Annotated in this window: 11 protein-coding genes; 3 read left to right on the top strand and 8 right to left on the bottom strand. The window is 61.5% G+C overall.

Annotated features, from left to right (window positions below; all coding sequences use genetic code 11):
• Positions 1–2: 2 nt before the first annotated feature.
• From MYCSM_RS08625 to MYCSM_RS08610, 4 genes are all read right to left on the bottom strand, one after another.
• Positions 3–872, bottom strand: a complete 870-nt coding sequence (locus MYCSM_RS08625; RefSeq protein WP_015305765.1) for an ABC transporter permease — start codon at positions 870–872, stop codon at positions 3–5.
• Positions 869–1,579, bottom strand: a complete 711-nt coding sequence (locus MYCSM_RS08620; protein ID WP_051073722.1) for an MlaE family ABC transporter permease — start codon at positions 1,577–1,579, stop codon at positions 869–871. Before MYCSM_RS08620 ends, MYCSM_RS08625 begins: the two co-directional genes overlap by 4 nt.
• Before the next feature lie 586 nt (positions 1,580–2,165).
• Positions 2,166–3,131 (bottom strand): SMP-30/gluconolactonase/LRE family protein, encoded by a 966-nt coding sequence (locus MYCSM_RS08615; protein WP_015305763.1) that lies wholly within the window; start codon positions 3,129–3,131, stop codon positions 2,166–2,168.
• 51 nt (positions 3,132–3,182) lie between these two features.
• Positions 3,183–3,569 carry a GlcG/HbpS family heme-binding protein gene (locus tag MYCSM_RS08610; RefSeq protein ID WP_015305762.1) on the bottom strand — a complete coding sequence of 129 codons (387 nt, stop codon included), beginning with the start codon at positions 3,567–3,569 and terminating at the stop codon, positions 3,183–3,185.
• Between the two features lie 219 nt (positions 3,570–3,788).
• Here MYCSM_RS08610 and MYCSM_RS08605 point away from each other — a divergent pair, with 219 nt between their 5' ends.
• Positions 3,789–4,358, top strand: coding sequence for a TetR/AcrR family transcriptional regulator (locus tag MYCSM_RS08605; RefSeq protein ID WP_015305761.1), 570 nt, complete (start codon positions 3,789–3,791; stop codon positions 4,356–4,358).
• 202 nt (positions 4,359–4,560) lie between these two features.
• Here the strand turns inward: MYCSM_RS08605 and MYCSM_RS08600 are convergent, their stop codons facing one another.
• From MYCSM_RS08600 to MYCSM_RS08590, 3 genes are all read right to left on the bottom strand, one after another.
• Positions 4,561–5,358: an SDR family NAD(P)-dependent oxidoreductase gene (locus MYCSM_RS08600; RefSeq protein ID WP_015305760.1), complete on the bottom strand. Its 798-nt coding sequence runs from the start codon at positions 5,356–5,358 to the stop codon at positions 4,561–4,563.
• An 81-nt stretch (positions 5,359–5,439) separates the two neighbouring features.
• On the bottom strand, positions 5,440–6,672 hold the full coding sequence (locus MYCSM_RS08595; protein ID WP_015305759.1) for an isopropylmalate/homocitrate/citramalate synthase: 1,233 nt from the start codon (positions 6,670–6,672) through the stop codon (positions 5,440–5,442).
• Positions 6,673–7,167: 495 nt separating this feature from the next.
• Positions 7,168–8,511 carry a DNA methyltransferase gene (locus MYCSM_RS08590; protein WP_335337508.1) on the bottom strand — a complete coding sequence of 448 codons (1,344 nt, stop codon included), beginning with the start codon at positions 8,509–8,511 and terminating at the stop codon, positions 7,168–7,170.
• 848 nt (positions 8,512–9,359) lie between these two features.
• On the opposite strand from MYCSM_RS08590, the gene MYCSM_RS08580 reads away from it, so the two are divergent.
• Entirely contained in the window at positions 9,360–9,695 is a 336-nt protein-coding gene (locus MYCSM_RS08580) for a hypothetical protein (RefSeq protein ID WP_015305756.1), read from the top strand.
• Positions 9,696–9,779: 84 nt separating this feature from the next.
• Positions 9,780–9,908, top strand: coding sequence for a hypothetical protein (locus MYCSM_RS38700; protein ID WP_257720735.1), 129 nt, complete (start codon positions 9,780–9,782; stop codon positions 9,906–9,908).
• Between the two features lie 29 nt (positions 9,909–9,937).
• On the opposite strand, the gene MYCSM_RS08575 is transcribed toward MYCSM_RS38700, so the two are convergent.
• Complete coding sequence (locus MYCSM_RS08575) at positions 9,938–11,386, bottom strand: hypothetical protein (protein WP_157681305.1); 1,449 nt, start codon at positions 11,384–11,386, stop codon at positions 9,938–9,940.
• Between the last annotated feature and the right edge of the window lie 228 nt (positions 11,387–11,614).

The following is an 11,614-nucleotide window of genomic DNA, read 5'->3' as shown; positions in this document are numbered from 1 at the left end:
AGCTATCCCGAGAAGTTGAAGCGGCCAGTGGGGCCGTAGATGGCCAGTGAAACGAGCAGTGTGACGACGACCAACGCGACAAGTGATGTGCGCACGGCGCGGCCGACGGCCTCGCCGACGCCGGCCGGACCGCCGGACGCCGTGAACCCGTAGTAGGTGTGCAGCAGCATGACGACCGCGCCGACCACGATTGCTTGCAGGAAGGACCACAGCAGGTCGATCGGGTTGAGGAACGTATTGAAGTAGTGGTCGTAAACACCCGACGCTTGGCCGTAGGCGGTTGTGGTGCCGAACCGGGTGGCGGTGTAGGCCATGAGCACCGCGACCGCGTAGAGCGGCATCACGACGATGACACCGGCCACGAATCGGGTTGAACACAGGTAGGAAACCGCCCGGATGCTCATCGCCTCGAGGGCGTCGATCTCTTCGTTGATCCGCATGGCGCCCAGTTGCGCGGTCGCGCCGGCGCCGATCGTGGCGGCCAAGCCGATACCTGCGATCAACGGTCCGAGGAACCGTGTGTTGAGGAAGGCAGAGCTGAACCCGGCCAATGCATCGACACCGATCTGCTGCAGCTGGGGGTAGACCTGAATGGCGATGAGCGATCCCGTTGTCGACGTCAGGAACGCGATGACGGCCACCGCGCCGCCGATCAGTGCGAGTGCCCCGACACCGAGGCTCATCTCGGCGATCAGCCGCAACACTTCACTGGGATACTTGGTGATCGCGTGCACGCTGCCTTTGAGTGTCTCGGCGCAGAACTGGACTTGCTGTCCCAGTCGATTCCAGCTGTTCGATGTGTTGACGACGGTGCGGCGTAGTCCGGGGCGAAGGGTGCTCGGCACGGATCGGATCATCGCTGTCTGGGTCATAGCGTTGCCTTCACTCCGATGGCGGTGGCCACCACGTTGATCGCGAAGAGCGCCACGAAGGTGAACACCACGGTTTCGTTGACCGCGTTGCCGACTCCGGCGGGCCCACCACCCACGGACATGCCCTTGTAACAGGCGATCAGGCTTCCCGCGAGGCCGAAGATCGCGGCCTTCGCCAGGCAGATGACCACCTCGGGCACTCCGACGAGCAGTGGCAGCCCGGCCGCAAAGGCGCCCGGCGTGATGTGCTGGAAGTAGATCGAAAAGAAGTACGCAGCGATGATTCCGACCATGGTGACCACCGACGCAAGGAGTATCGAGACCACCGTCGCGGCAAGCACCCGCGGAACCACGAGCGCCTGGATCGGGTTGATGCCCAGCACGCGCAACGCGTCGAGCTCTTCGCGGATCGCGCGGGACCCGAGATCGGCGCACATCGCCGTCGCTGCCGCACCGGAGATCACCAGAACCGTCACGATCGGACCGCCCTGCGTCACGGCGCCGAACGCAATACCGGCTCCGGACAGGTCGGCCGCGCCGAACTCCAGAAGCAGGATGTTCAGCACGTAGACCGCGAGGACGATGAATGGGATCGACATAAAGATCGTCGGCAGGATCGAAACACGCGCGACGAACCACGTCTGGGTCAGGAATTCCCGCCACGCCCAGGGCGGGCGGAACATCAGGACGAACGTGTCCAGACACATCGCGAAGAAGCCGCCGATGGGGCGAACGAGTGTCGCGGCACGGTAGGAGGTTCTCAACGCATGCCCTCACCGAGCAGCACGTACGGGGTCGCAGCCACGATGCACCAAACCTCCGTTTGCGATGAATGTGCCCACCACTGTTGGTGTGATGCGCGCCTCAACGATGATGTCCGACCGTAGCCGGTCTGTGCCGCAGAGCGCAACATCTTTCTTTTAAAAGGAATTTGCAGGGTGCTGAGGGTGGCGGTTCGAGGTAGCCAAAAGAGGCCTCCGTAGCCTTTTTCCCGGCGGTTGCCCGGGGCGGGGAGGTCTCTGAACTGCGCGAACTGTGGTGTCGCGTTGTCGGCCGGGTGCATCGATCGCTCGTGGCGCCGCTGAGGGCCCCGCGGGTAGCCATCGGTGGCCGCACCGTGAGCGACTGACCGACAGGGACCCGATGATGGCGGCACGTGCCGGGCTGCCGGCTGACGCACGCAATGTCACCGAATGCACCCAACCGGCGTAGGTCGTGGGTATCGGCGTCAGTCGATGGATCTCGACGAGATCAGGGGGCGCGCTCGTCGATTACGAGTCACGCCATGGGATATCAGTGTGGCGACACCGGGGCGACGGCAGACTCGGTCGTTCGACGGGGCACGCTCAAGCCGGGAACACGCAGCGGAATCCTGCCGAAATCCGTGTACGTGGTGAAGTAGAGGGTGGTCAGATCGGGTCCGCCAAAGGTGAAGTTGGTGACGCTGTGACCACGCACGGGCACAATGCCCAGACACGTGCCTGTTTGCGGCTCGATGACCCAAATCCCTCCAGGTCCGGTGCACCACAGGCGTCCTGCGGCGTCGAGCTTCATGCCATCCGGCGCTCCGGGTTCGTCCCCGAACATCGTGATAACGACGCGCTCAGTTGCGATATCCGGTCGACCACCGTCGGCGCCCCAGTAGTCCATGTCATAGGCGCGGATTTGCATTCGGCCGGTGTCGTTCACGTAGAGCGTCTGCTCGTCCTGGGAGAAAATCAGCCCATTGGGAAAGGCGAAGTCGCGCAAGACGAGATTGATCCGCGCCAGGTCCGGTGATACGCGATAGACGCCGGCGATATCGAGTTCCGTGTCGACTCCAAACGTGAAGGGATCGGTGAACCAGATCGCACCCTTGGAGTCGACGATGACGTCATTCGGCCGATTGAGCCTGCTTCCACGGTATGCGTCTGCCACCGTGGTGATGGAGCCGTCAGCTTCGCGGCGGCGCACACGCCGTCCGGTGTGTTCGCACCAGACGAGTCGTCCCTCGTTGTCGAGTGTTTGACCATTCGCGTTGAAGGTGTCCGTGTCGAGCACGGTGACGCCGCTGACGTCGTCGTAGCGATAACGGACGCCGCGCCCGTTGTCGGTGAAGACTAGAAATCCGCCGTCGGTGTCCCACACCGGTCCCTCGGCCACACCGAGGAACACACCCTCATCATTGGTACCGCCATACCCTGAACCCAGCCACTCGATCTCCGCGGCCGGATCGATGATCTCATTCATCTGTGCATCAATACTGTCGGTGGACGTCACGACATTGCTCCTTTGACCACTGGATTGCTTAGTCCCCCAAGATGATTGGCTTCAGCCGACGGCGGCAGCGGCCACCGTCGCCACCTCTTCGTCCATCGCGGGCAATCCGCCACTGGCGCCCACCGCGCCGATCGGGACGCCGTCGACGAACAGCGGCACCGCGCCCTGAACGAAGACCATCTGGTCGTGATTGAGCTGGTTGAGCTTTTGACTGACCGGGTTGTCGTCGGCCACCGCCCCGCTGGGTTGCAGGAGGATGGCCGACACCATCGCCTTGCCGCGCGAGATTTCGACGGTGTAGCGGTAGGCGCCGTCCATGCGCACCTGGGCGACCAGGTCCGCGCTCGCGTCGACGACGGCGATCGTCATCGGAACACCCATCTCGGTAGCTTTGGCAATCCCGGCGTTGAGGATGCCAAGGGCCTGGCCGTGATCCATGAAATCTCCTTTGTGACGAGCCCGGATTCAGCAGTCGACGTGCGTGTGGCGACGTGTTCATTGCTTCATCGCCTCTCTAACCGTACAACAACTGTCCATGTATGCAAAACACTGTTCGGCATAGCAGAATATCTGGGCCTGGCCGGCACCCACCCGCGACATAATCGTTCTTTTATGGAACGTTGGCGTTCTAAAGGCTGGCGTGGCTAATATCGCCCGATGCGAATGCTCGAGCAGCCGCTCGCCGGCGCGGCAGGCCGCACGCGAAGCGCCATCTTGGCCGCCGCCGCGGCAGTACTGGGCACCAACAGCTTGGCAACGATTGCCGACATCGCCCGTGCTGCGGATGTGGGCCGGACGACGGTGCACCGCTACTTTCCCGACCGTGAAGCGTTGCTCTACGCGGCGACCTCGGATTCGATCCGTGTTCTCAGTCAGTCTTTGGCCCAAGCAGCCCCCAGCGAGGGGCCGGCCCGGGAGGCGATGCATCGTGTGATCGCTGGAATGGTGGCTGTCCGCGACCGGATCCTATTTCTATTCGGCGATCCGGCGATCGTGCGCGACATCTCCCCCGATGACATGCCATCAGAAGGCCCGCTGATGGAGCTGATCGAACGCGGCCAGCGCGAGCACGTGTTCGATGACGAGCTGAGCCCGACGTGGATCGAGCACACGCTGTTCGCGCTGGTATATCGAGGCTGTCAGGACGCCGCCGCCGGTGCCCTGCCGATCCATGCGGTGGCGCCAACGGTGATCCGGACCTTCGAGAGCGGAGTCCGCAAACCGTAACGCCCGCACAGGGTTTCACCTGCGATCGTTGCGGGCCGACGAGTGGGAAGTGATCAGGTGCATAACGGCGGCGAACCGGCTTCGTACCCGAATATGAGGTCTCGTATATAGGGCAACGCTGACGTGCACGCGGTTGACCACGACGACCCCATTCGGCGCCGCCCGAGCACCGAATGCGGTTCGGAGACAGGCGCAGTCGCATCTATCGTGCGGCAGGCACACCGCCATAGGTGTGCCACGATGTGGCCGACAGCCAGCCCGCTTCCACGGGCAAATTGATTCCCGTGATGGCAGATGCCTCGCTCGAACTCAGAAACGCGACGGCCCGTGCGATGTCGTCGGCCGCGACGAGTCGCCCCAGCGCCGAGTCACCTTCCATCACGCTCGGGTCCCGCTCGCCACGGTCGATCATGCCTTGCAGCATCGGGGTCAGCGTGTAGCCCGGTGACACACAATTCACCCGAACTCCCGAACGCCCCCATTCGGCGGCCAGATTGGACGTCATGGCGATGACGGCTGCCTTGGCCGGACTGTAGGCGTGCAAGGGGACAGAACGAATTCCCGAGGTCGATCCGATCAAGACGATCGATCCGCGGCCGCGCCGACACATCGCGTTGCCTACGGCTACAGCGCTTACGTACGCACCCCGGAAATCGATGTCAACGATCCTGTCCCAGTCGGACATGAGGTAGTGCTCGGTACGGGTGGGCATCTGCGCCACCCCCGCTGACAGGACGGCAATCTCTAGTGGTCCAACACGTTCCTCGAGTGCCGCGATGTCCTCGCCGATCTGCTCGTCATCAGTGATATCGAGTTGTATGGCGTGTCCGGCGATCGACTTCGCGACCTCTTCTGCCCGGGAGAGATTCACGTCGGCGACCACGACTATCGCGCCCCGTTCGGCAAGGAGTCGCGCGCAACACTCCCCTATGCCACTGGCCCCGCCGGTGACGATGGCCACTTTGGCTTCCACGCTATATCCGACCGCGTTTTGAATCATGAAAGTCTCTCCGTTCACAGCGTCTGCAGTTCAGCAATGCCGGAAGGGGCACATTGCATCTCGGGCGTTCGCCATCGCCGATCAGCCTCCCGACGAGACGAGCCTCCGGGTTATCTCCTCGAAATCGGCCGCCGTCAAGGTCCGGTGTAGTCGTATGCCCTCGGCCTTGACTTCTGCGAGCAGTGCGGCCTTGAGCTCGTCTGGAAACGCAGGTTGTTGTCGTTGCAGAGCCCAGTCAACGTTGGCCATGCCGCTGTACTTGCCGAGGACCAGCTTCGGCGGCTGGGCGCCGACCAGTTCGGGTACGTAGGGGAACAGCCACTGCAGATCGCCGCCGCGCTCAGACCAGCGCGCGAATTCCGTTGCCACAGTGCCTGACTCAATGTCGCCGATCCTGGTGCCGACGATCGGTCTGTTGGTGGCAATCGGATGATTGGCGTCCTGGCTCACCATCTGTGCCAGCCCAGACAAGTGGCCCAGCTGCACCGAGGTGCTGGCCCGGTGCAGCAGTGCGGCCGCCATCACGACTTCCTCCAGCGCCGCGTTGCCAACCCGTTCGCCCAGCCCCAGCACAGTGGTGTGAATGATCGACGCACCCGCGCCCAGTGCGGCAACCGAATTGGCCGTGGCCAGGCCGAAGTCGTTGTGCGCGTGCAGTTCCAGTGGGAGGTGGGTCCAGGCTCGGATCGCCCCGATCAGACGTCGGGTGCCTGCCGGATTGAGAGTTCCGAACGTGTCCATCAGCGATATCGCCGTGAATTGACCTGACGCGTCGATCACTTCAACCAGGTGTTTGAGTTCATCACGCGGATATCGGGGAGCATCGGCCAGCAGCAAGGTCGTCTCTAAGCCGGCCTCGCGAGCGGTTTGCGCGGCGTCGATGGACAGGCCAATGGCCGCATCCAGTGTCCAGTTGAAGATTTCACGGTATTGCCTGTTTGCAAGCAGGATGATGCCGACACCGTCCACGCCGACGTCGATCGACATTTGTACGTCAGAGGCCACACTTCGCGCGATCGTCCAAACCTGGGCGCGCGGTGCGGATTCGACGATCGAGAGGATGGCCTTTCGGTCGTCGTCTGAAACGGCCACCATGCCTGCTTCAATGCGGTTGACGCCGGCGGCGTCCAGCGCGGTTGCGATCCGAAGTTTCTCGGCGGGAGTAAAGACGACTCCAGCCTGCTGCTCGCCATCGCGCAACGTCGTGTCGTGAATGACCAGCGGCTGCGCTGGCATGTCATCGTCCGAGAAGTTCCATGGACTGACAAACGATGTATCGGTGAAAGTGCTCAAACGGTTCTCCGCATCCGACATCCAGGGCTCCTTATCGCGGTGCCAGGGTCGCGATCGATGATCTCAGCTCGCTGTTCTTCCCAACGGAACATAGTCCCGTTGGACGGAATGTAATGTACTTTGCCAACACGCGTCAAGGGGCGGGAGAGGCGGTCGTCTACGGGCTACTTCCGACGACGAGGGATAGCCGACATATGTCGATTCGAGGCGATCGGAGCCCCACCCACCGTGGACGGGGTTAGCGTCTTCAGACTCTTCGATCCCCGGACCCACATCACTCTTTCGAACGTCCGGCATTCGTCGACCCAAAAGCACTACGCACCAACACCCCCGTTGATGAGGCCAGGTGACTAATGCACAACAGTTCGAGCGAGTCCACGATAGGCCATGTCCCGGTAGCTGTCAGCCGCTCAGGCGACACGAATCGGAACGGGTCCATGCCGGGCACCCGCCGACACCTTCCAGACCTGCCGATCGCACGCACCACCACCGACGCCCGACGACGACGACGCTTCTTCACGACGACGACGACGTGATGTCCCAGCCCTTGTCACCGATCTCAGAGATGATCGGCCCACGTGCGCCGGCTCGCAGCCATAACATCGGTGCGATCCTGGCATAGGCACGGTGATGGGCCACCGATAGCGGACCTTCATAGGTCAGGGTGAAGAACGCCGCGTTCTCATCGAAGCCGTCGGACATCGGGAACTCGTCGGTAAATCTGTAACTGCCTTCGACGGGTTCACCGTCTGGCTTCATGCCTGTGATCGCACCTCTGACACGGGGTTTGGTGATGTGATCGCAGATGCCCAATTTTTCCCAGTCGACGTCGCCTGCTCGCAAGCCCTGCCGCCAAAGGCGAGTCTGTTCCTCAGCTGACACCTCGTTGTTCGTCACCGAGATGCACTGCCGGTGTCCCCCGTCCTGGCGGTTCAAGCGCATGACTGCGTGAGCCGTGGTTCCTGACCCCGCGAAGAAGTCGATCACTACAGCGTCCGGCTTGTTGTCGATGAAGAATCGCAACGTATCTTCCACGGCGTAAAGCGATTTCGGGAAAAGGAATCTCCGATCAGGCATGAGGCCGCGGAGCAGTCCGCTTCCGCCGGAGCCACATGCCTCGTGTGATGCGATCCGCCACTGCGTTCCGGGAACGAATACGGGCGCGTAATCCGATGCGTCGACGATGATGGAGCCGTCAGCTCTTCGGTCCAAGATCGGGAACAGACCCTCCTCGACCTTTCGCTGCTCGCCGCGCTTGAGGTAGGAGATGGTGGTTTGGCTCTCCCGCCAGGCCCCCAGTTTCGCATAACCCTTGGCTATCAGTGCTGTCAGAGCATCTCCATTGATCTGCCAGTTTCCCTCGGTTCCGTCTGAGCGAATAGGCCATACAGCGACGCACCCCGCGGGCGGAGAGACTGCAGCGCGGTCACCTTCGATGCTCTCCCCCATAGAGTCAAAGACAGGGCCATTGTCGGTGTTGCGCACGAACACTGGGTAGAAGAGCCGTGGCCGGTCCGATCTTCGCGCATTTGTTCCAGAGCGTAGAAGCTCCGCCCAGCGCAACCGCTCGGCACGGGCATCCACCACTACCTTCCACTCGTTACCGAGTGGAAGTGCGCGCGGGCCGACCCTGCCAAACATGACGAAGTATATGTACTCGTCAGTGCGGCCGAATGCTGATGAGCGAGTTGCCCCTTTCGGGTTGATGATGCTGCTTACCATCTGAATCCGCGCCTCGGGGAACGTCTGCTCCAGCAGCAGTCCCAGCCTCAGATACTCCTTCTCGTCGATGGTGACGATGAGCACCGAGTCGTTCGGGTTGAGCAGCTCACGGGCAATCAGTAACCGCCGCTCCATCATCGCCAGCCACTTCGAGTGCCGGTAGTCATCGTCCGCTGCGACGTAATCGTTGTTGTACTTCCAGTCTTTCGCTCCAGTGTTGTACGGCGGTTCCGTACATGGTTTCGGCGTGTTGCACACAGGCTCCCAAATATCTATTCGACTTGCCGACAAATTCGTTCGCGTACCCCGCACGGAGGTGAACGTCGGTCCCCCGGTTTAGTCGTGTGCGAATGCGATCTGTAGGGGTGTTGCTGAATGTTGCTCCCCTGTCCAGAGGGTCCAGCGTTTGCGTTCGCGCGGACCTTCAACTCATTCCCGGTAAGTTTTCGACGGGCGAGTGGTATTGGGCCTGTTGACGACCGCGGCTATAGCGCCCCGGCTGTCGCTGTTCGCCGATACTTGACTACTGATCGCATAACGAGACGAAACGTTTGCCATGATGTGAGCGATACGTACGTGAGCACAGCGCTCTGCCGAATAACCAGACAGGGGGATTCGCCACATGCATCCGACACCTCAACGCAGTGATGGGCTTGAACCCAAGTGGTGGACACAGCGTCAGGCCTATCCACTCCAACGCATTTTTATGGGGGCTTGATGGCTCGATTCGCTGTGTGCACGATTGCGGCCGCCATCGCGGTCGTGACGTTCGCGGCAGGGTGCGGCAATGACACTGGATCGCCTGGATCCTCTGGATCGCATGCGTCGGGCGACTCTAACGGTACGAAGTCGTCGGCTGGAGAAGGCAGTGCGGGCTTGGGATCAGACAAGTTTGTGCCGGTCATCACCATCGACGGTCAGTCGGTGTCTTTTCCTGCAGTACTACCACCGGCATTCCATGCAAACAGAACCTCGGTGAACCGTTGGTGAGGCAAATCGACTGGGCTGGCACCAAAGCCGGCAATCCCGGACAGGCAACCTCGATCGTCAACATCGGCTTGAGCAGCGCGGATTCGACCGATCCAGTCGGTGAAGTTACTTCGCTAAGCATTGACCTTGATTCCCTCAAATACGATACATATCAGGGCAATCCAGCAGAGGGTGTCTACAACACGATCAAATTGGCGGACTTCAGTAACAGCCAAGTGACAAAAACCCCCGATGGCTTCGAGCTGACGGTGGATGCTCGATGGGAGAATGAACACGCCGTCGCCCTGGATAACATTTGGCACAAAGTCGCAATCAAGGTTGCCTGCCAGTAGTCGCATTGCCGCGTATCGAGTATTCCCTCACTCTTGACTTGACGGTTCGCAGCCCTGGACGTGCCCCACACGCTCGGTGTTTGCGTGTTCTGTTTCGGGAATCTGCGCGCTGTCACGGAAAGTGTTTGGCTTCTGGTAGTCGACGAATTGCAGGACGCTGCAACGGAGATCGATCCGCTGCGCGCGGCGGTGGAAACACGCCACGACGGCTGAGCCGAACGTTTGGTAAACCGGGCAAACCGTCAGCGGTCAAGGACGAACTGTTGTACGCCGTGCAGGGCGGGGCCGCGTTCCATTTCGATATCTGCGGTGACAGTGTAGGTACCGGGGTTGTAGAGCTCGAGGTTGGTGCTGAACGCGCCACCGCCGTAGCAGGCGTTGAAGTTGTCGTCGTCGAAGTGTGCGATTACGGTGCCTGAGCTGTCTGTGACGGTGACGTGGCCTTTGCAATAACCCAGGTCGCTTCCGTCAGGACGGTTGATCGTCCACTTGTAATTCACGTCGGCGTAGTAGCCGTTGCGGTGGTGGTAGCGCTTGGAGATCTGGAAGTGGTTGGGGGCGAGTTCCAGTCCTGCGCCATTGCTGGTGATCCCGGTCGTCAGGTTCAGGGTGGCAGCGCCGCCCGCCGTCGATGTGGCGGCATCGGTTGCGGTCGTGGTTGCGCGCACGACGATGGTCTGGGTGTTGTCTCCGGTGAACTCACCGACAAACCCACGCAGACTGGCGGCCAGTTGACTGGCAAGGCCGGGACCGAGCGACAAGACTGCCCCGAGGCTTTTCGCGGCAATCGATGCGGCGGGGATGGGCGCGGCGCCTGGCTTCGGTTTGGTGGACAAGGCGTGCGTGACACTGGTCACGCAGTTGATGAGCGAGTTGATGTCAGCGCCGATAGCGGTAGTGCTCGGCTGGCCCCAGGTGTTTCCTTGTGGTCTGGTCGTTTTGAGGCAGTCGACCATCCCTGGGATATCCAGCAGGACGGAATTTGGGAACAATGTGTGGAAGCCGATCATCATACCGTTGAGCAGCATCACCCCCGGATCGGCGCGCAACACCACTTGCTGTGGCGGAGAGGCTTTCCCGAAGCGGAGGTGGGTTGTGCTGCCGGGGAGCATCACCGTCCCATCACCCACTACACCGGAAAAGATGGTGTGATAGGCGGCTTGGTTGATCGCATAGCCGACGTCGGGGGCGAGTTCCACCCCCATGTCAGTGGTGACCGGGGTGGAGTGCACGATCCAACCGTTGGGGGAGTTTGAAGCCAAATCGATACTGATGGTGTCGCCGCGCGACGAGAGGCAGGGCCAAGCGGCGGGAACGGATGGTGGGTCGAGGGTGAAGGTTGTCGCGTCGATTTCCAGCGATTGTCCAACGCACTGGGGTTTACGCGATGCCAAGCCAAGGTATCCGTTAAGCCCATTTGTGAACTCTCGCGCGATCGCCCCGAAATCGACACTGATCGGGAAGAAGCCACTGAGATGCTCGGTCTCGGCCGTCAGGGTCCGCGTGGCGGGATCCCAATGGGAATTAAGGATTTCTGGCTCGGTGCTCCCCTCGCTGACGGCCACAACCGCGGGCACCATCGAATCGGTGAACGTCGGCATTGACGGGTGGTTGCTGAAGTCGTAGCGAAGTGTCAATGGACTGTTGGGCTGCGCTTTGTCTGGCAGTTCGATATCGGCGACAGGGCCCACGACCGTGGCAAACGTCGGTAGGGCTACCGAAGGCGCACCGCCCTGTGTGACGGACAGATCCGTCGCGCCACGGATCGTCAATTCGTATGACGTCGTGTTGAGGGGATTTTGAAGATTGGGCGAAGCGCTGGACGGCGTCGGCGTGGCTAGATGCTGAGTGCGGGGGCTGCATCCGACCACGACACCGACGAGAACGATGATGGCGCAAGCCACCCCGTGCCATGTGCG

This window comes from Mycobacterium sp. JS623 (assembly GCF_000328565.1).
In the GTDB taxonomy this organism is placed as follows: Bacteria; Actinomycetota; Actinomycetes; order Mycobacteriales; family Mycobacteriaceae; genus Mycobacterium.
The sequence above is the reverse complement of the archived record's forward strand: the minus strand, read 5'-3'. Positions and strand labels throughout refer to the sequence as shown.

Bases quoted from the DNA above. Each gene is read 5' to 3' on its own strand.
- MYCSM_RS08625 (WP_015305765.1), bottom strand. From the start codon at position 872: ATGACCCAGACAGCGATGATCCGATCCGTGCCGAGCACCCTTCGCCCC.
- MYCSM_RS08620 (WP_051073722.1), bottom strand. From the start codon at position 1,579: ATGTGTCTGGACACGTTCGTCCTGATGTTCCGCCCGCCCTGGGCGTGG.
- MYCSM_RS08610 (WP_015305762.1), bottom strand. From the start codon at position 3,569: ATGGATCACGGCCAGGCCCTTGGCATCCTCAACGCCGGGATTGCCAAA.
- MYCSM_RS08605 (WP_015305761.1), top strand. From the start codon at position 3,789: ATGCGAATGCTCGAGCAGCCGCTCGCCGGCGCGGCAGGCCGCACGCGA.
- MYCSM_RS08600 (WP_015305760.1), bottom strand. From the start codon at position 5,358: ATGATTCAAAACGCGGTCGGATATAGCGTGGAAGCCAAAGTGGCCATC.
- MYCSM_RS08595 (WP_015305759.1), bottom strand. From the start codon at position 6,672: ATGTCGGATGCGGAGAACCGTTTGAGCACTTTCACCGATACATCGTTT.
- MYCSM_RS08590 (WP_335337508.1), bottom strand. From the start codon at position 8,511: ATGATGGAGCGGCGGTTACTGATTGCCCGTGAGCTGCTCAACCCGAAC.